Here is a 20,237-nt window from a genome sequence, read left to right on the forward strand (position 1 = left end):
GTTAATCGGAAAAGCGACAACGAGGAAAGAGTCTCAAAAGGAGAATTAAATATGAAAAATATCTTAGGTAGAGAAGTACCTGATAACATAAAAGGTTATGGAGAAGTAAAACACTATGATGGATACTTAGCATCTAAAGGAACAAAAACTAAAAGATCAATTAAATTGACTAATGTTTTACCTGGGGATGAAAAATTACACGATAATTTAGATACAGTACTGGATAAATTACCGTTAAAAGACGGAATGGTAGTTTCATTTCATCATCATTTAAGAAATGGAGATTTTGTCTTAAATATGGTAATGGAAAAGATCGCAGCTAGAGGTTATAAAGATATAACGATTGCAGCAAGTTCAATTTTTCCATGTCACGGTGAATTAGTAGAATTGATAGAAAAAAAAGTAGTGACTAGTATATATGCTGCTTATATCTCAGGACCGGTAGCAGAAGCTATCTCAGCCGGGAAATTGGAAAACCCAGCAGTAATGCATACTCATGGTGGAAGAGCCAGAATAATGGAATCAGGAGACCTGAGTATAGATATAGCCTTTATAGCAGCTCCTACATCAGATGACTATGGAAACATAAATGGTGTAGACGGAAAATCAGCTTGTGGAGCATTGGGATATGCATATACAGATGCAGAAACTGCTGATATTACAGTGGCTATCACAGATAACTTGGTAGAATATCCAAATACAACTATTGATATTCCTCAAACACTTATAGATTATGTAGTAGTGGTAGATGCTATAGGAGATCCAAACGGAATCGTATCTGGAACTACTCAAATTACTAAAAATCCAATCGGATTAAAAATAGCAAATATGACTACAGAATTAATTAAAAACTCCGGTTACTTTAAAGATGGAATGAGTTTTCAGACTGGAGCCGGAGGAGTATCTCTAGCAGTAGCAGCAGACATGAAAGCTGAGATGATCGAAAATAATATCAAAGGAAGTTTTGCTTCTGGAGGGATAACAGGTTATATAGTAGACATGTATAAAGAGGGGTTATTCAAATCACTATTTGATGTACAGTGTTTTGACTTGGCAGCTATAAAATCAGCTAAGGAAAATCCGGGACATATGACTATGTCGGCATCTATGTATGCAAATGCAGACAATAAAGGGTCTGTAGTAAATAAATTAGATGTAGTTATCTTAGGAGCTACAGAGATAGATACAGACTTTAATGTAAATGTAACTACTACTTCTGACGGTACTATCATGGGTGGTTCTGGTGGACATGCAGATACATCAGCTGGAGCTAAATTAGCTATAATAGTAACTCAATTAGCTAACTCTAGAATATCTGCTATAAAAGATAGGGTAACAGCTCTGACTACTCCAGGGGAAACTGTAGATGTAATAGTAACTGAAAGAGGGATAGCAATTAATCCTAAAAGAACAGAATTAATAGAAAGATTAAAGGAAACTAACTTACCGATTATGACAATCGATGAGTTAAAAAATATTGCTGAAAATATGACAGGTAAACCAAAGGAAGTGGAATTTACCGATGAGATAGTAGCAGTAATAGAATATAGAGATGGAACTGTATTGGATGTAGTAAGAAAGGCAAAGTAAAATTTTTTAAGATAAATAATGAAACCCTGTGGAAGAGATTCTTTTTTAAGAGTCGTATTCATGGGGTTTTTTAGATAATTTTTATAAAAGTATGAAAATATATGATAGAATTGATTCAATAAAAAAATTAAGGGAGGAGATATAGTGTTAATCGTGAATTTAACTTATAAAAAATCGTTTGAAGAAGTGGGGAAATATCTAGAAGAACACATGGAGTTTGTTAAAAATGAATTCTCAAAAGGTAGTTTTATAGCATCAGGAAAGAAAGTTCCAAGGGATGGAGGAATAATTCTATCAAAAATAAAAGATATTAAAAAATTGGAAAAGATATTAAATGAAGATCCTTTTATAATTAATGATGTTGCGAAATATGAAATTACTGAATTTACACTGAGTACTACAGGTGAAGGATTTGAGAATTTAAAATAATAAAAAAGGATTTGAAACCACATTTTAGGCTCAAATCCTTTTTAATATTAGCTTCCCTTCTTGAAACTTTTAGGTTTTCTGGAAGGACCTTTTTTACCTCTTCTACTCGGTTTCTTTCTCCCTGTAGAAGTTCCTTTAAAGTCATACTTTTTCTTATTTCTTTCCTCTCTGGCTGCCTGTAACTCACCAAAAGAAGGCTTTGCATCTCTAAGGTGGTAAGGGTGATCCTTCTCCACATAGATAGTTCTGTCTATAGTTTTTTGGATAGTTCTAAGGAATCTTTTTTCCTCTACATCACAGAATGAGATTGAAATTCCTTCGCTCCCTGCTCTACCTGTTCTACCGATTCTATGAACATATGTCTCAGGAATACTGGTAAGGTCGTAGTTTATAACATGGGAAAGGTCATCGATATCTAAACCTCTAGAAGCCAGGTCTGTGGCTACTAAGAACTGGATATTTCCCTTCTTTAGATCTCTGATAGTTCTCTGTCTGGCAGACTGAGATCTCTCTCCATGGATAACGTCTGATTTATATCCTGCTTGAAGTAACATCTCATTGATATCGTTGGCTCTAAATTTGGTTCTGGCAAAGATAATTGCAGAACTTATCTTTTGTTTTTTCAAAACATGAAGCAGCAGTGCCGGCTTATCTCCCTTGTCTACTAAATAGATACTCTGGTTAACAGTATCCACAGTAGAAGATGTAGGGGATACAGATATATCCACCGGATCAATCAATGCAGTTTTTACCAGGTCTTTTATCTCGTCTGGCATGGTAGCAGAAAAAAGCATAGTCTGTCTTTCTTCTGGTAGTTTTGAGATGATCTTACGAACTTCGTGGATCATACCCATATCTAACATACGGTCAGCCTCATCGATTACCAATTGGTCTACCAGTTCTAAGTTAAGGTAACCCTTTGAAATTAAATCAAGTAATCTACCAGGGGTAGCTACGATGATATTTGGTCCTGTTTTAAGTTTATGGATCTGCTTTATAGGTGAAACTCCTCCAAAGATTACAGCACTGGTAACTCTGGTATTTTTCCCATATGAATGAACACTTTCCTCTATCTGGAGTGCCAATTCTCTGGTAGGAGCCAAGATCAATGCTGTCAGATCCTTTGTCTTTCCGTCCAGAGCAATTTTTTGCAGTATTGGAAGGGCAAAGGCTGCTGTTTTACCAGTTCCCGTCTGAGAAGATCCTATGATATCTCTTCCATCCATAATAAGTGGAATAGCTTGTTCCTGTATAGGTGTAGCCTCTATATAGCCCTTTTTTTTAATGGCTTCTAATAATGGTTCAACTAAATTTAATTCATTAAATAACATGTTTTTTCTCCTTGATCTATAAAAATTTATTATTCAATATTTTATCATATATACCTTAATAAGACAAAATTAAATAAATAATAATAAACTGACAGCCATGACTCCCATACCGCTTATCAGTCCATAGATAGAGAGATGATGTTCTCCGTATTTTTGTGCTGCCGGAAGAAGTTCATCCAAAGATATAAATACCATTATACCTGCAATTCCTGCAAATATGATTCCAAAAACTGTATCGGATAAAAATGGCATCAAGATCAAATAACCTACCAAAGCTCCTATAGGTTCAGCCAGTCCGGAAAGGAAGGAATAAAAAAACGCTTTCTTTTTATTTCCTGTGGCGAAATAGATAGGAACTGAAACAGCTATTCCCTCTGGTATATTATGGATAGCAATGGCAACAGCAATGGGGACTCCCAATGTTGGGTCTTTCAATGCCGCTACAAAGGTAGCCAGTCCTTCGGGGAAATTATGTATCCCTATGGCAAGAGCAGAGAATACACCCATCCTCATCATGGCGTGGTTAAACTCATGATGTTCTCCTGTACTTTTATGGCCTTTTTCCATCTTACCTAAGTCATCTTCTAATTCTGTGATCTCACTGATCTCCTCAATTTCCTTTAATTCATGGGGGTTTTCAAAGGACGGAACCAATTTATCGATAACGGCTATGAGAAATACTCCTCCAAAGAAAGAAACTACAGTAACCCATGTTCCCTTTACTACCCCTAGGTCTGCGACTAAAAATATCTTGGCCTTGACGAAGATCTCTACAAAGGATACATAGATCATTACCCCGGCAGAAAATCCAAGAGCTAAAGACAGAAATTTTTTATTGGTTTGTTTTGTAAAAAAAGCTAGTGCACTACCTATCCCTGTGGCTAATCCTGCAAACAAGGTGAGGCCGAAAGCTATGTAAAAATTTTCATGCATAAAAAAATCCCCTCCTAATTGATACTGTTATAGTAATACCAATCAAGCGGGGGAAATCCTCTTATATTATATATTTATTTATCCTTCAAATCCTTCATAGATCTCATCGTCAAAAGAAAAGTCTTCTAAGATTTCCTCTATAAATTCCTTACAGTTTTCCAACTTATACTTAGCTGGCAGAGGAACAGAATCTAAAAATTTAAAATTCTCATTCTCTAAGATAGGTAAAAATGCAGCAATAAGGGGTCTGTCAAACTCACTGATATAAGTATGAGAACCAAATTGGCCGCTGTTTTTCATCTTGTTGATCTCTCTGGCATACTTAGTATGGTTAGAACAGTCATGAATCAGCATATCCCAATTTTCTTTTACAGCAGTTTCCATAAATTTAAGGGTTACCTTCCTAGACCAAAGTGGTGAAAGGTATCCGTTTCTATATGTGTAGAAGTTTTCTCCCATATAGTTATTTAGGTTGTCCGTTCCTAAGTGAAGCTCGGCACAGTTCATATAATCCAACCCGATAGAAAGGATCTCCTCCTTTTTAGCCATGAAATCCTCATAGAATTTAGGAGTCATAGGAGTCTCTATCCCTACCCATTTAAAATATTTACGGGCAGTTCTCATAGCTTCTATAACCTGATCACTGGTGTCAGAGGCATTAAGGTTAAATCTGATCTCGTCCAGTCCGGCTTCAGCTAATTTTTTTAAATTATCGTCTGTACAAAGGGTACCATTGGTATACATATGCTGGTGAACGCCTGCATCAGAGAATTTTTTAACTACATCATAGTATTTTTCTATCTCCATAAATGGCTCTAAGTATACATAGGCGATTCCAGATGGTTTCTTCTGAATAGATAACAACAGGTCGATATCTTCAGTCTCATACAGTTCCTCCCCAATATCCCACATATCCTGAGGGATAGGGTCTACTGAATCCAGTGAATCGTGGTAGTAACAGAACTCACAGGTAAGGTTACAGGTATGGGTCTTTCTGATCCCTCCAAGTCCGTCACCGAAGAGGCAAGAAATACATCCTGGAGGAAATTTTTCCTTTTTACCTACATAGTATGTACGTCCTCTCATATCTTTCAATCCATCTATCTTACTCTGGATCTCAGCTATCTCGCTCATATATGATCTCTCGATCTGTCTTTGGGTAGATCTGATTATATCTTCATACTCCTCAAAAACTTCCTTTGCATCTACGGGAATGTCTGCTAAATATTCAAACCATTCCAATGCTTCTTGCTTACTTATTTTCATCTTTACCTCCAATGTGTTGATGCTGTTTTCATTTTTATATTTCATAAACACAATTCTTAAATATTATAATTTTATTTTTACTCTTAATTATATCATAAAATGAAAGATGTTGTTTACTAAAGAACTTGTTTTATCCCCTGGATTTGTTTTTGAAAGATAAATCCAGATCATGATTTGGGAAGTTAATGGGGGATTTTAAAATTTTATGAAAAATAAAAATTTAAGTATTTTTTAATAATTATTTTGAAATTGATTTCAAGGGGGGTATACTCGTAAGTGAAGAAGTAGGTAAGTGCTTCTCTTTTAGTGGTGATTTCAGAATATTATAATTTTAAATCTATGGAAAAAATAAAAGATATATTACAGTTTATTAAAGAGTCTAAATAAAGGGGAAAGAAATTATGAATATCAGACAGATACAAGAAAAAGATGCAGAATTATTTTTAAATTTATTGTTGGAATTAGATAACGAAACTAAGTTTATGATGCTAGAGCCAGGAGAAAGAAAAAATGATCCTGAGGTAACCAGATCAATAATCAAAAGGAACCTTCAAGATTCATTTATGTATGTTGCAGAGGAGGGGGATAAATTAGTCGGGTTTTTAACCGGAGAAAGAGGAAGTGCCAACAGGATAAAACACACCACCTATATAGTTATCGGAATCCTGGGTGGTCATCGTGGGAAAGGGATAGGAAGGAAACTTTTTGAGGAACTGGAAAAATGGTCCAAAGAAAATAATATCAAAAGACTTGAATTGACTGTAATGATCCACAATGAAAAAGCAGTTAACTTATACAAGAAGATGGGGTTTAAAATAGAGGGTGTCAAGGAATACAGTATCTTAGTGGACGGAAAATTTATAGATGAATATTATATGGGGAAAATACTATAAGTAAAGGGGCGGAATATGGAAAATCAAGCTAGGGAAGGTAAATTTGAATTATCTGTTTTAGGAGCTGTATGGATGGTAGTTTTTTATAATTTTATAGTTATGTTTATTATATTGATCCCTTTTCAAATTGTAATTGAGCTTATTTCTTTTAAAGATATTGGAAATGTTAAAGTAATCATGGATTTATTGAGAGGTACTATTATAGACATTATAATAATAGTGCTGGCTTTAAAAAAAGTTAAAAAGGTAAGTAATGGGAATTTTAAGATAAAATTTATGGATAAATTTAACTATAAATTATTGTTTTCTGTTATTTTCTTGATTGGAGGATATTATTTATTGTATGAAAGTTCAATAGGGATAATGATGGAGAAAGTTCCAGTACCTCAATTTATAGAAGAAGGATTTGAAGAAATGTTTCTACATCCTTACTCTGCTTTTATATCTACAGGAATAAGAGCACCTATCTTTGAAGAAATTTTAATGAGAGGAATAATTCTGACAGGCTTATTGAATAGATACAGTCCCAGGAAAGCTATAATTGCCTCTGCACTGATATTTGGAGCATGTCATCTTAATATCCCGCAGTTTGTAGATGCCACATTAGGAGGATTGATTTTAGGAATGATTTATTATAAAACAAATTCTTTGTTTCTTTGTATCGCTGCACATATGACCAACAATATGTTGTGTACGATTATGGAGTATACAGAACATTCATTCAATATGACTACTTTCTTTATAGGTGTTTTAATTTTCCTAGGTTCAACAATGCTGTTCTTTCGATATCTCAAGGAATTGGATGAAAGTTTAAAAGTAGACAGATCATATAAGAATCAGGAGGTACTATGAAGATATATTATTTCAGCGGATCGGGGAACTCCTACTACATAGCCCAGAAGATAGCTAAAAAAACTAAAGGGACATTGGTAGATATAGCAAAATTAGAAGAAAATACAGTTTTAGAGGGGAAGGTAGGAGTCGTAGTTCCATGTTATGCCTTTGGGGTACCAGATAAAGTGATTAAATTTTTAAAAAGAGTTGAAAATAAATCCACATATTCTTTTTTTATCCTCACATATGCCGGTTATTATGGGGGAACATTCAAACAGGTGGATAACCTGATGTCATTTAACTATAACAATGGGATTAAGATGCCGGGGTCGGACACGGTATTTACCAGTAAAAAAAATAGAGATAAGAAAAATGAGGAGATTTATAGTTTAGCAGATGAAGAGATAGGTAAGATAATTAAAGAGATAAAAACGATGAAAGAGAATAAAATAAAGAGGAGTTTTGAATATTATCTGTTACTCCCTGTATATAAATTAGCCATGTGGTATTTCAGGGGAGCCAAAAGAGGATTTAAAACCAGTGAAAAGTGTACCCTGTGCGGGTTCTGTGAAAAGATATGTCCGGTAGAGAATATAAAGGTAGGAGATAAAGTTGTTTGGAAAAATCACTGCGAGGGATGCCTCAGGTGTATCAACTATTGTCCCTTTGAAGCTATAGAATATAAAAAATATACAAAGGGAAAGTTAAGGTTTAAAAATAAAAGGATAGACATAAGTGAAATATAGAGAAGAGAGGAAGAAAACGTAATTTAATGGGGGAAAAATGCTGGGATATAAAGAAATTTTAGAGATACTGGAAGAAGTTGCAAAAAAAAATGAAAATAATTTAAAGATGATTTTAGAAGAGAAATTAAATGAAAGGGAAAAAAAAGTTTTTAGGTGGCTGTTTAAGGAGTATGAGGATCCTTCAAAGAAGCGTTGGTTTGATCCCCATCATATAATATTTTCAACAAATTTTGCCCTAAGTTTAGTCGAGGAAGAAGATCTTGACAGGTTGATAGTAACAGCAATAATATTACATGATATTGGTTATTTTGCTATAGAGGATAAAAAAAATTGGATTAATTCAAATAGCAGAATTATTCATATGCAGGAAGGAGCTGCATTAGCTTCTAAAATTTTATATGAACAGGGTTTTAATCCGAAAGAGGTAGAAAAGGTTGTTGGGATGATAGCTGTTCATGATAATCCATATATTGGTATACCGATTATAGGTGATGACAGACTTGGCCTGAGAGATTGTGACAGGGCCTGGGTAATGCATCCCCTCTCTTTCTATAAAGACCTAAGTGAAACAGGGAGAAGTTATGAAAATCCAAAGGAATTATTGTTAGATAGAATAGTTCAATTTTATGCTCATGAACATCCATTTGACAGATCAAAGTGGAAGATAGATCTGCAGGAATTAAAAGATAATGGAATGTACATTGAGAAACCTGCTTATGAATTTACAAAACAATATATAGAAAAACAATTTAACGGTAGGATAATGGAGAACAAAGACATGGAGTTATTAAGCAATAGAGAGTTGTTCACAAAATATTTAGAAGAAAACATTATAAATTCAATGAAGGGGAAGATATGAATATTAGAAAAGGGACAATAGGTGATGCAGAAGAAGTTTATAAACTATATAAAGAAGTTTCTCAAATAGAAGGGGGAATAGCCAGGTTTGAGGATGAAGTCACCCGAGAATATGTGGAAGGGTTTATAAAGAGTTCATTGAATAATGGTATTTTTATAGTGGCTGAAAAAGACGGGAATATAGTAGGAGAGATCCATGGATATAAGATAGGGATTCGAGTATTTGACCATATATTGTCAAATATAACTATAGTTGTGTCTCCTAATTTTTGGGGAAAAGGGATAGGAAAGAAAATATTTATGAGATTAATAGAGGAAGGTAAAAAGATAGAAGGGATTTCAAGGATAGAATTAGTTGCTATGGGTAGCAATAAAAAAGCTTTAAAATTTTATGAAGGTTTAGGTTTTCAAGTAGAGGGAAAGATGAGGAACAGGATTAAAAACTCCAAGGGGGAGTTTGAAGTTGGAGTTATGATGGGAATGATATTTTAATACAAAATAAAAATAGGGGTTGAAAAACAATGGGAAAGAATCAAAATGTTTATGACAATGAAATATTCTTTGAGGGGTATAAGGGGATCAGAGAACAGGAATATAATTATAATAAATTACAGGAACAGCCTGCAATAAAAAGTCTACTTCCGGATCTAAAAGGAAGACGAGTTTTGGATCTAGGCTGCGGTTATGGGGAAAGCTGCAATTACTTTATACAAAATGGTGCACAGAAGGTTGTAGGAATTGATATCTCCAAAAAAATGCTGGAAGTTGCAAAAAAAGAAAACTCTCACGAGAATATTGAATATTTAGAGATGAGTATGGATGAAATAGATAATGTAACTGGGAAATTTGATCTGGTATATAGTTCCCTGGCACTTCACTATATGGAGGATTTTAAAAAATTATTGACAGATATAAATAGTCTTCTTAGCAAAAATGGATTATTTATATATTCTCAAGAACATCCCTTAAGTACAGCACATGGAAGTGGGCTGAGATGGACAAGGGATGAGAACGGAATGGGAGTCCACTATAACCTAGCTAATTATATGAAAAGCGGTAAGAGGGAAACAACGTGGTTTGTTGATGGTGTCATAAAATATCACAGGACCTTTTCAGAGATCATAAATACAGTGAATGAGTGCGGGTTTCAAATAGAGAAAATTTTGGAACCACTACCCAGTGAAGAGGATATAAAGCTTATTCCAAAGATGGTACAGGATTTTCATAAGCCTAATTTTTTAGTTATAAGGGCAGAGAAAAGATAAATTATCAAGTTTAAATAAAGTTACATAAAAATTTATAAGAAGAGGGTGTAATATGGAAGATCAAGCTAGGGAAAGTAAATTTGAACTATCTGTTTTAGGAGCTGTATGGATGGTAGTATTTTATAGTTTTATTGTCGGGGTAATCATGGGGTTATTATGGATTCCTTTTAGCCTTATAATTGATACTATTTATAGTAAATATTCTTTTGAAAATATTCAAAATATTAAAGCAGTTATGAATTTATTAGGGGAATCTATTTTAGACTTTATAATAATAGTATTGATTATAAAAAAAGCTAAAAAAATGAGTGAGAATAGTTTTAGGATAAAATATATGGGGAAATTAAACTATAAATTGTTGTTATCTGTTATTTGTTTAATGATAGGGTATTACTTTTGGTATCACAGTTCTATCGGGGTAATAACAGATAAGATCCCCCTTCCTGAATGGCTAAAAGAGGCAGAAATGGAGATGGAATTACATCCTTATTCTACATTTTTTTCTATGGGGATAGTGGCTCCTATTTTTGAAGAATTTCTTATGAGGGGAGTCATCCTAGCAGGATTATTAAATAGATATAATCCTAAGAAAGCTATAATTATCTCTGCACTGATCTTTGGGATATGGCATTTTAATATTGTGCAATCTGTTAATGCAACACTGATAGGATTACTCTTAGGAATTATCTATTATAAAAGCAATTCATTGATCCTATGTATTGCTTTACATATGACTAACAATATATTTGCTGGGATTATGGGGGAAGCGAAAGAATATATGGGATATTCTCCTACTATCATTTCATTTTTAGTAGGGGTAATAATATTCATAGGTTCAGCTATGATGTTCTTTCGATATCTCAGGGAATCGGATGAAAAATTAAAATTGAATAAATTATGTGAAAAAGGGGAGGTTTAGATGATAATACCGGAGAAATTAAAATGTAACGATGAGATAAGGATAATAGCTCCAGCAAGGAGTTTAAAGCTGATAAGTGAAGAATGCAGAGACTATGCAGATAGATGTTTTGCTGAGATGGGGTTAAAGGTAACTTTTTCTAGAAATTGTGAGATAAGTGATGATTTTATATCCTCATCTATAGAGGAAAGGATAGAAGATCTCCATGAGGCTTTTGCCGATAAAAATGTAAAGTGTATCCTCACTGTAATAGGGGGATTTAATTCAAACCAGCTGTTGAGATATATAGACTATGATCTCATAAAAGATAACCCTAAGATACTATGTGGTTATTCAGATATAACGGCTCTTTCAAATGCTATTTATAGCAAAACAGATTTAGTTACTTATTCCGGGCCTCATTATTCTACTTTTGGGATGAAAAAAGGGATTGATTATACCATTGAATATTTTAAAAAGTGTTTATTTTCAAAGGATGAATATAAGATAGGACCTTCAAAGGTGTGGAGTGATGACCTCTGGTTTTTGGAGCAGGAGGAGAGAGTATTTTATGAGAACAACGGTTATAAATCATTGGGAAGTGGAAATGCAGAGGGGAAAATAATCGGCGGAAATCTATGTACTTTTAACCTCCTCCAGGGAACAGAATTTATGCCGGATTTAACAGATACACTTCTATTTATAGAGGACGACGGGATGACTTCACCTGAAACATTTGACAGAGATCTCCAGTCTCTGATCCACCAGCCAAATTTTGAAAAGGTTAAGGGAATAGTATTCGGGAGATTTCAAATAGAATCGAAGATGGAAGAAGATTTGTTTGAAAAAATAATAAGTACAAAGGCGGAATTAAAAAATATGCCTATTATCTATAATGTTGATTTTGGGCATACTACCCCGCATATTACTTTTCCTATAGGAGGTTATGGAGAGATCTCATCAGGTGAAAAGATAGAGATAATAATTAAAAGACATTAGATAAAGGAGTTAATGTTTTAACGGATATAAAAATAAGAAATACAATAGGGGAGGGGAGAATGCTAAATATTAAATTAATTAAACCAAATGAACATTATAGGATTTCATTTTTAAACTATATTAAAGAAATAAAAAAAAGTGGTTCAGAAACATATGAATTATATAAGGATGCAGAAGAAGATTTTAAATTATATATAGAAAAATTAAAAAAGATAGAATTAGGAGTTGGTTTGCCAAAAGGGTGGGTTCCTTCTAGTAGCTACTGGCTTATTGACTCAAGGTGTGAAGTCCTTGGTGTGATAAGAATCCGTCATAGAGTAGATAATGATTACCTGAAAACCATCGGTCATATAGGTTATGAAATTAAAATGACTCGAAGAAAAAAAGGGAATGGAAGTCAAATTTTAAAGATGGGGTTATTAGAAGCTAGGAAGCTGGGAATGACTAATATATTGATAACTTGTGATGAGAAAAATATTGGTTCTGTCCGAATAATTAAAAAAAATAAGGGTAAATTAAAATCCTCATTTATAGATGAAGATACAGGTGAGAAAGTATTGCAATATATTATTGAATTATAGGATAGAGTAGAGAAAATCTTTAAAATACTGTTATAAAAGTTTATACAATGGTTAAAGGGAGGGGTTAATGAAGTATAAATATATTTTATTTGATCTGGATGGGACTCTTACAGATCCGGGAGTGGGGATAACAAAAGCAGTACAATATGCATTGAAAAAAAATAATATAGTTGAGGAATCATTGGATATTCTGGAAAAATTTATAGGGCCTCCATTAAAAGATTCCTTTGTGGAGTTTTATTCATTCGATGAAAAGATGGTTTCAGACTCAATCCAATATTTCAGGGAATATTTCAGAAAAAATGGGATATTTGAAAATGAAGTGTATTCCGGTATCCTGGATCTGTTGGGGGAATTGAAAAACAGGGATTGTAAAATTGCAGTTGCAACGTCTAAGCCTACAGTGTTTGCAAACAGTGTTTTAAAGCATTTTGGAATGAGGGAATATTTTGACCTGGTAGTGGGGAGTAACTTAGATGGAACCCTTGGGAATAAGGCAGAGATAATTAACTGTGTAATTGAGAATTTGAAAATAAAAAACTTGAAAGAAACCATTATGATAGGTGACAGAAAATATGATGTTATTGGAGCAGAAAAAAATAATATAGACTCAATTGGAGTCCTATACGGCTATGGAAGTCTGGAAGAATTAGAAGCTGCCAGCCCGACCTATATTGTAGATTCTATAAATCAGTTGTATAAACTGCTGACCTAGATTATATAAAAAATTTGAGGAGTAAAAAAATATGAAAAAAATAGGAATAATTGGTGCTATGGAGGTAGAGATTAAACTACTGCTGGATAATATAAAATCCCTGAAAACAGAAAAAGCAGGGGGATTTTTATACTATATGGGAAAATTATATGGAAAAGATGTGGTTATAACATCCTGCGGGGTAGGGAAAGTAAATGCAGCTGCCTGTACCCAGACATTGATCAATAAATTTGAAGTGGATGGGATTATAAATACAGGTATTGCAGGAGGATTACATAAAGATGTAGAAGTCTGTGATGTGGTTATCTCCAGCGATGTCACCCATCATGATGTACGAAAAAAACAGATGAAAAACTGGTTTCCTCATCAGGAATATTTTGAAGGGGACAGAAAGTTAATTGCAGCTGCTGAGAAGGCGTTTAAAAATAGTGAGGTTATAGACAGTTCTTGTCATCTGGGAAGGGTTGTAACCGGAGAATGTTTTGTAGATGATAGTAGGTTAAAAGAACAGATTATAAAAGAATACTCGCCTCACTGTGTAGAGATGGAAGGAGCAGCCATAGGGCATGTGGCACATATAAATGATGTGCCCTTCGTTGTGATAAGAAGTATCTCAGATGAGGCAGATGGAGAAGCAAATATGAGTTATGAAAAATTTGAAAAAATCACAGCCCAAAATGCAGCAACGATAGTTATGAATATGATGAAAATACTGTAAAGATAAATTTTTTGGGAGGAGAAAATCATGATAAAAAATATAGTTTTTGATTTGGGAATGGTATTGATTAAATTTAATCCAAAAGAATTTTTAGAGATAAATAACTATGAGAAAAAAGAAAAAATTATGGAGTATATATTCGGACATGAGGATTGGTTAAAACTAGACAGGGGGACTCTGACAGAAAAAGAACTGGCAGAAAAATTAGATGAAAGTGGAAACCTTACCTACGATGAGGTAATGGATATTATGAAAGTAAGAAAGGATATTATGGTTCCCTTTGATTTTAATAAGGAGATCCCTAAAAAGTTGAAAGAAAAGGGGTACCACCTTTATATATTGTCAAATTTTCCAAAAGTTCCATTTGAGGAGATAAGGGAAAGGGATGAATTTTTTAGATATTTCGATGGAGGAGTTGTCTCTGCCTATGTAAAACATCTAAAACCTGAAAAAGCTATTTATGAAAACCTTCTGACAGATTATTCTTTAAATCCAGAAGAGACAATTTTTATAGATGACAAGATGGATAATATAATAGCGGCTGAAGAACTTGGAATATCTGGGGTGCATTTAAAAACTCCGGAGTCTTTAAAAGAAAAACTTAAAGAATTAAAATTATTGTAAAAATAAATAGCATATAAAAAATTATTGAGGAGAGGGGATAATTATGGTTGAAATTTTTGATATTTCTTATGCAGATGTTGAAGTAATTAGGGATCTTTGGGAAAAAAATAGACAGTATCATGAAGATAGTTCGGAGTATTTTAAGGAATCATATGGTTCTATTAAATTTGATGAAAGGATAAAGGTTTTCAGTGAATACAGCGGGGACGCTATAAAAATAAGTGTTGTCAGGGATAAAGACAAATATATTGGGTATTGTATATCGGTGATAGATGGAAGCAAGGGGGAACTAGAGACTCTCCATATAGATGAAACTGCGAGAGGAAATGGAGTCGGGAAGAGACTTGTAGGAAAACACCTAGAGTGGATGAATGAAAAAAAATGTGAAGAAATTGGGGTGACAGTATCCCAGGAAAATAACCTTGCCATAGGGTTTTATAAAAAACTAGGATTCTATCCAAATACCCTCTATATGGAGAAGAAATAGAGAAGTTAAAGGTGGGACAGACGTCATCACCTTAGATACAAAATTAGTCTGTTCTATCTTAATAAAGGAGAAAATAATGAAAAATATAACTATTGAGATAATATCCAAATCACATGCAAAGGAGTTGTTGAAGTTTGAGAAGGAAAATAGAGAATTTTTTGAAGAAAATATCCTCCCTAGAGCAGATGAATATTACTCATTAAAAAATATTGAGAAAGTTTTAGATGAAATTGTAATGGAGCAGGAAAACGGACTATGTTATATGTATTTAATTAGAAATAAATCTAAAGAGATCGTGGGGAGAGTAAATCTATATTCAATTGTAAGGGGATTATTTCAAAAAGCAGAGATAGGATACAGGATTGGAAAAAAATATAATGGATGCGGATATGCAACTAAAGCAGTTAAATTAGCTATTGAGGAAGCTTTCAATAAATATAATTTACATAGAATTGAAGCCGGAACATCACAAAGCAATATTGGTTCACAGATAGTTTTGGTTAAAAACGGATTTGAATTTATTGGAAGGACAAGACAGGTTATTAAAATAAATGGAGAATGGAAAGATGGAATAATTTTTGAAAAAATTAAGGGATAAATAAAACAGGTCAAAGTCTTATTGAATATAAGATTTTGACCTGTTTTAATTGTATTAGTCATTTAGATTCATAAGGTAGGTGCCGTTTTTTAATTTATCTAAAACGACTTCTAATCTTTCCGGTTTACCGAAATAATATCCCTGGAAAATATTAACTCCCATTGCCCTTAAGAAATCTACCTCTTTCTTTTCCTCGACCCCCTCTACGACCACTTTTAAATCTAAATTTTTCCCCAATTCAATAATAGTTTTTATAATTTTCATATTTTCAGGACTCTTGAACATATTAACTATAAATGAACGGTCAATTTTTAAAGTGGTTACCGGCAACTTTGATAAATAGGAAAGGGAAGAATATCCAGTCCCGAAATCATCGATCAAACAATTTATTCCTATTTTTTTTAAGGATTTTATTTTTTTTACGGATTTTTCTATGTTTGTTATAAAATTTTCCTCTGTTAATTCAAATTCTATATTGTGTAGATCATCATATTTATTAATCATCTCATCTAAGAAGAATTCTTTGTTGAAATGATTAGGAGATATATTTAAAGAAACCTTTGTTTTAATCGCTTTAATATCTTTTTTTACCTGCTTGATTAAAAATTCAGTCAGTGAAATTATCAAGGAAGAATTTTCAGCTATATGAATGAACACCTCTGGTGAGATCATACCTTTTTCTTTATGATTCCATCTCATAAGGGCTTCGAATTCTATATTTTTACTTATGATATCTACCTTTGGCTGATAGTATATTTCAAATTCATTTTCGCGTAATCCCCTCTGGATATCAAGTTCTATAATAGCGATCTCTTTTTTATCGTTACCTTTTTCAAACCTGAGTTTTTCAAATAAAACTCTTAACATGGAATTTAAATTTATTTCATTATTCCATTCTAAAAATACTTTTCGTACACTCATGTGGAGTTTTCTTTTTCTCTCAAAATCATATTTTTTTAGAAACACATCAAATCTATTTTCTAACCCTTTTATATTCTGACCATCTAGAGGTTCTATAATAGCAACTAAAAATTGATCTCCATTTAATCTTATTATCTTATCGGTTTCTCTAAAAGTCAGCTTTAATATTTCGGCCAATTTTTTTATCATATTATCGCCTACTGGTGTTCCAAACTCCTCATTGACATAGGTCATATCCATGATATCAAACAAGCCCAAAAACAATTTTTTATTTTCCATGGGAAGTTGTTTTATTATCTTATCTATCTGATCCATTCCATTTTCTCTCTTTAAAACACCGGTAAGTTTATCAAAATTTATATTTTTAATTAAGATCTCTTGGAGTTTTTTTTGTTTTTTTATATTAGTTAAGATAATAGATAGAGATACTACCAATACTAATGAAATTAATAAAGCATATATTGTCAGAGTAAAGAGTCCATTGATTATGGATTTTTTCAGATTGGGAACAGTTGTATCAGCACCTGCTATATATCTCCGGCCGTCCTTTGAAGTCAGCATAAGATATACGGATCTGTAGCTGCCAATATCATCGGAACTGTCGATATAATAAATATCTTTATTATTAAATGCTTCCACGGTCTCATCGATGGAATCATCTTCTACATCTTCAAAAGTCAGCCAGTAAAGTTTGTCTATATTTTTATTTTCGATATATTCATGGTATTCATAGCCGCCACCAATGGAGGTGTAGGTAGGCATACCATCTTCAATTATTATAGTATAGAGGAAATCAACGTTATTTATCTCTGCTAATCTCGTAATTTTTTTTGAAGTTTCTAAAATTTCTTCATGGGTATATGAAGTTTTATTCATTCCATAGAAGTTATATTCCTCCTTTAACAGATACTCCAAATTTTTAGCAGATCTATAAAGGTTATCATCTATTTTTTTTATCTCATCTTTATATATTGAGTTGCCCTTATAAAATAAGAATGAAAATATTACAATAAATAAAAATAAGTATATATATTTAATTTTAAATTCTTTAAACTTCATAAGCTGACTCTCCTCGATAAGATATAGATGCTTTTCCTGTTTATATTTACTGAAATTTCAAGGATTTCCTTTTTCTGTAGATTAAATAATATTAAAGGTTCTAAAATTTAATTAAGACGTATTTAATTTTTCTATTATTTTGAATTTTTATTTTTGGAGGGGTATACTATAGAAAGAAAACAGTAGTTTGATTAGGAGGGTGGTAGTTATGGAGAGTTTAAAACTTCTTTCACAGATAGCATTAACTTTTATAAAATCTGATAATTTTGATTTTAAAATAAAAAATTCCCTGGATAAAATTGGGAATTATTTTAAAGTTTCAAGGATATATATTTTTTTAGATAACGAAGATGGGACAACTACCAGCAATATATATGAATGGTGTAATGACGGGATCATACCTCAAATTAATGAATTACAGGATATTCCCTATGAGAGTGTCCCCTCATGGAAAAATTTTTTTTTAAAAGAAGGGGATATCTACTATGAGAATGTAGAAGACCTGCCTTCGGATATTGCAGATATACTGACCCCCCAGAGAATTCTTTCTATAATTGTTAAACCTCTTTATATTGGCGGGGGAAAATATGGATTTATAGGATTTGATGAATGTGAGGAGAAACAAAAGTGGTCTGAAAAAGACAAAAGACTTCTGGAAACAATTTTAAATATAATTGCAGCTGCGTATAAAGATCATTTTTTTCAGAAGAAGATCAATGCAGAAAATAATAATTTTGAATCGCTATTTAATACCATAGAGGACTTGGTGGTAATAGCTGATAAGCAGCAAGGGAAGATTCTCTATGCAAATGATGCAGTAACAAATAAACTTGGATATTCCTCTAAGGAGTTATATAAAATGAATATGACTGAACTTCATCCACTGGAGAAGAGAGAGGAAGCTGATAATTTTTTTAAATTAAGACCTTTTCATGATGAGAACTATTGTTCCATTGAACTACAAAGTAAAAATAAAGAATATATTTCTGTGGAAACAAGAATATGGCTTGGAAAGTGGGATAATCAGGAGTGTTTATTCTGCCTGTCAAAGGATCTCAGAGAGGAGCAGGAGGCATTACAAAAGTTTGTGAAATTATTTGAAAATAACCCTGTTTTAATGATAATTAGTGATTTAAAAAATAGAAAGGTTATGAAAATTAATAGAGCAGTGATAGATAAACTTGGATATTCGAGAGATGAGCTTATTGGGAAAAAGAATAAGGAACTAAAAATTATTATAGATTCTAAAAAGCAACAACAAATTATTAAAAAACTGAATATTTCAGGGAGAGTAAAGGACTTTGAAGTTCAAGTAAGGTGTAAAGATGGAAATATATTAGATGGACTGCTTTCAGGACAGATAATTGAAATCCAAGGGAAAAAGTTCTCTTTAATAGTTATTGCTGATATAAGTGAACAGATATTGCTGACAAAAAAAATAGAAGAACAAAAAAATAAATTACAAAATGTTATTGAGGGGAGCAGATTGGGAACATGGGAGTGGGAATTAAAAAGTGGTGAATTTGTCGTTAATGAAAGATTCACAGAGATTTTTGGATATACAAAGGAGGAATTGATGCCTATACATATAGAAACATGGATAAGACATACTCATTTGGAGGATCTAAAAAAATCCTATGATTCATTAAAAAGGCATTTTAGTAAAGTATCGAAATATTATAGTGCTGAATTCAGGATGAAACATAAAAATGGAGACTGGATGTGGGTTCTTTCCAAGGGTAAGGTTATTGAATGGGATGAAGAGGGGCAGCCTGTTAAAATGTTTGGGACACACTCTGATATAACAGAAAAAAAACAACTGGAGGAAAAAATAAAAGAGATCTCTATACGGGACCCCCTTACTAATATATATAATAGAAGGTATATTTTTAAACAATTAGAATTTTTATTTTTAGAATTTATTAGAACAGAGAGAAACTTTACAGTTTCTATAATAGATATAGATTATTTTAAGAGTGTAAATGACAGATATGGTCATCAGGCAGGAGACTTTACACTCAGAGAATTTGCTCAAATTATAAAGAAAAATATAAGACCTTATGATTTGTTTGGTCGTTATGGAGGGGAGGAGTTTATTATTATTTCAAAAAATATAAGTAAAGATGAAACCATATTAACGATTGAACGAATTTTAGATATTATCAGGGATCATGAATTTATATATTATGAAAATAAAATAAGGTTGGCATTTAGTTGCGGCATTTCAGAGTGTAAAGAAATAGAAAAAGACAAAATATCTGTTGAAAAGATAATTGAAAAAGCAGATGAGAGACTTTATATGGCAAAAAATAATGGAAGAAACAGGGTGGTTAATTCTGATTAATATTGCAACTTATAGTAGAGATGAAAAAAATGGATTAAATATTATTATAAATTAGCCGAATAAGCTCTTGAAGGATATCTAGTAGGGATTAGATATGTATAGGCAGAGGTATATTATAATAAGCATCAGCGATTTAATCCGCTGATGC

Annotated in this window: 21 protein-coding genes; 17 read left to right on the forward strand and 4 right to left on the reverse strand. The window is 32.6% G+C overall.

Annotation, left to right across the window (positions count from 1 at the left end):
* Positions 1-51: 51 nt before the first annotated feature.
* Both citF and NRK67_11030 read left to right on the forward strand, forming a co-directional pair.
* The gene (gene citF / locus NRK67_11025; protein UUV17821.1) at positions 52-1,590 is read left to right on the forward strand and encodes a citrate lyase subunit alpha; all 1,539 of its coding nucleotides are present in this window, start codon (positions 52-54) and stop codon (positions 1,588-1,590) included.
* 144 nt (positions 1,591-1,734) lie between these two features.
* A complete protein-coding gene (locus tag NRK67_11030) occupies positions 1,735-2,019 on the forward strand; it encodes a YciI family protein (GenBank protein ID UUV17822.1) in 285 nt (94 codons plus the stop codon).
* A 47-nt stretch (positions 2,020-2,066) separates the two neighbouring features.
* On the opposite strand, the gene NRK67_11035 is transcribed toward NRK67_11030, so the two are convergent.
* The 3 genes from NRK67_11035 to NRK67_11045 form a co-directional block, all read right to left on the reverse strand.
* Positions 2,067-3,350 (reverse strand): DEAD/DEAH box helicase, encoded by a 1,284-nt coding sequence (locus NRK67_11035; GenBank protein UUV17823.1) that lies wholly within the window; start codon positions 3,348-3,350, stop codon positions 2,067-2,069.
* 69 nt (positions 3,351-3,419) lie between these two features.
* Positions 3,420-4,283 (reverse strand): zinc transporter ZupT, encoded by an 864-nt coding sequence (zupT, locus tag NRK67_11040; protein ID UUV17824.1) that lies wholly within the window; start codon positions 4,281-4,283, stop codon positions 3,420-3,422.
* Positions 4,284-4,361: 78 nt separating this feature from the next.
* Complete coding sequence (locus NRK67_11045) at positions 4,362-5,549, reverse strand: radical SAM protein (protein ID UUV17825.1); 1,188 nt, start codon at positions 5,547-5,549, stop codon at positions 4,362-4,364.
* Positions 5,550-5,950: 401 nt separating this feature from the next.
* Here NRK67_11045 and NRK67_11050 point away from each other — a divergent pair, with 401 nt between their 5' ends.
* The 14 genes from NRK67_11050 (at position 5,951) to NRK67_11115 (ending at position 15,765) form a co-directional block, all read left to right on the forward strand.
* A complete protein-coding gene (locus NRK67_11050; protein UUV17826.1) occupies positions 5,951-6,442 on the forward strand; it encodes a GNAT family N-acetyltransferase in 492 nt (163 codons plus the stop codon).
* A 15-nt stretch (positions 6,443-6,457) separates the two neighbouring features.
* A complete protein-coding gene (locus tag NRK67_11055; protein UUV17827.1) occupies positions 6,458-7,294 on the forward strand; it encodes a CPBP family intramembrane metalloprotease in 837 nt (278 codons plus the stop codon).
* On the forward strand, positions 7,291-8,022 hold the full coding sequence (locus tag NRK67_11060; protein ID UUV17828.1) for an EFR1 family ferrodoxin: 732 nt from the start codon (positions 7,291-7,293) through the stop codon (positions 8,020-8,022). Before NRK67_11055 ends, NRK67_11060 begins: the two co-directional genes overlap by 4 nt.
* 37 nt (positions 8,023-8,059) lie before the next feature.
* Complete coding sequence (locus NRK67_11065; GenBank protein UUV17829.1) at positions 8,060-8,881, forward strand: HD domain-containing protein; 822 nt, start codon at positions 8,060-8,062, stop codon at positions 8,879-8,881.
* The gene (locus NRK67_11070; GenBank protein ID UUV17830.1) at positions 8,878-9,372 is read left to right on the forward strand and encodes a GNAT family N-acetyltransferase; all 495 of its coding nucleotides are present in this window, start codon (positions 8,878-8,880) and stop codon (positions 9,370-9,372) included. Before NRK67_11065 ends, NRK67_11070 begins: the two co-directional genes overlap by 4 nt.
* A 29-nt stretch (positions 9,373-9,401) precedes the next feature.
* Positions 9,402-10,145, forward strand: coding sequence for a methyltransferase domain-containing protein (locus tag NRK67_11075; protein ID UUV17831.1), 744 nt, complete (start codon positions 9,402-9,404; stop codon positions 10,143-10,145).
* A gap of 52 nt (positions 10,146-10,197) precedes the next feature.
* Positions 10,198-11,064: a CPBP family intramembrane metalloprotease gene (locus NRK67_11080; protein ID UUV17832.1), complete on the forward strand. Its 867-nt coding sequence runs from the start codon at positions 10,198-10,200 to the stop codon at positions 11,062-11,064.
* A gap of 3 nt (positions 11,065-11,067) precedes the next feature.
* The gene (locus tag NRK67_11085; GenBank protein ID UUV19926.1) at positions 11,068-12,042 is read left to right on the forward strand and encodes an LD-carboxypeptidase; all 975 of its coding nucleotides are present in this window, start codon (positions 11,068-11,070) and stop codon (positions 12,040-12,042) included.
* Between the two features lie 59 nt (positions 12,043-12,101).
* Entirely contained in the window at positions 12,102-12,623 is a 522-nt protein-coding gene (locus NRK67_11090) for a GNAT family N-acetyltransferase (GenBank protein ID UUV17833.1), read from the forward strand.
* Positions 12,624-12,690: 67 nt separating this feature from the next.
* Entirely contained in the window at positions 12,691-13,338 is a 648-nt protein-coding gene (locus tag NRK67_11095) for an HAD family hydrolase (GenBank protein ID UUV17834.1), read from the forward strand.
* Between the two features lie 31 nt (positions 13,339-13,369).
* Entirely contained in the window at positions 13,370-14,056 is a 687-nt protein-coding gene (locus NRK67_11100) for a 5'-methylthioadenosine/adenosylhomocysteine nucleosidase (GenBank protein UUV17835.1), read from the forward strand.
* Positions 14,057-14,083: 27 nt separating this feature from the next.
* A complete protein-coding gene (locus NRK67_11105) occupies positions 14,084-14,680 on the forward strand; it encodes an HAD family phosphatase (GenBank protein UUV17836.1) in 597 nt (198 codons plus the stop codon).
* 43 nt (positions 14,681-14,723) lie between these two features.
* Positions 14,724-15,167: a GNAT family N-acetyltransferase gene (locus NRK67_11110; protein UUV17837.1), complete on the forward strand. Its 444-nt coding sequence runs from the start codon at positions 14,724-14,726 to the stop codon at positions 15,165-15,167.
* Between the two features lie 76 nt (positions 15,168-15,243).
* Entirely contained in the window at positions 15,244-15,765 is a 522-nt protein-coding gene (locus NRK67_11115) for a GNAT family N-acetyltransferase (GenBank protein UUV17838.1), read from the forward strand.
* 54 nt (positions 15,766-15,819) lie between these two features.
* Here NRK67_11115 and NRK67_11120 read toward each other — a convergent pair whose 3' ends face one another.
* Complete coding sequence (locus NRK67_11120) at positions 15,820-17,745, reverse strand: GGDEF domain-containing phosphodiesterase (protein UUV17839.1); 1,926 nt, start codon at positions 17,743-17,745, stop codon at positions 15,820-15,822.
* Positions 17,746-17,953: 208 nt separating this feature from the next.
* Here NRK67_11120 and NRK67_11125 point away from each other — a divergent pair, with 208 nt between their 5' ends.
* Positions 17,954-20,089, forward strand: a complete 2,136-nt coding sequence (locus NRK67_11125) for a diguanylate cyclase (GenBank protein ID UUV17840.1) — start codon at positions 17,954-17,956, stop codon at positions 20,087-20,089.
* The last annotated feature ends 148 nt before the right edge of the window (positions 20,090-20,237 follow it).

It is taken from the genome of Fusobacteria bacterium ZRK30 (assembly GCA_024628785.1).
Classification (GTDB): Bacteria; Fusobacteriota; Fusobacteriia; order Fusobacteriales; family Fusobacteriaceae; genus Psychrilyobacter.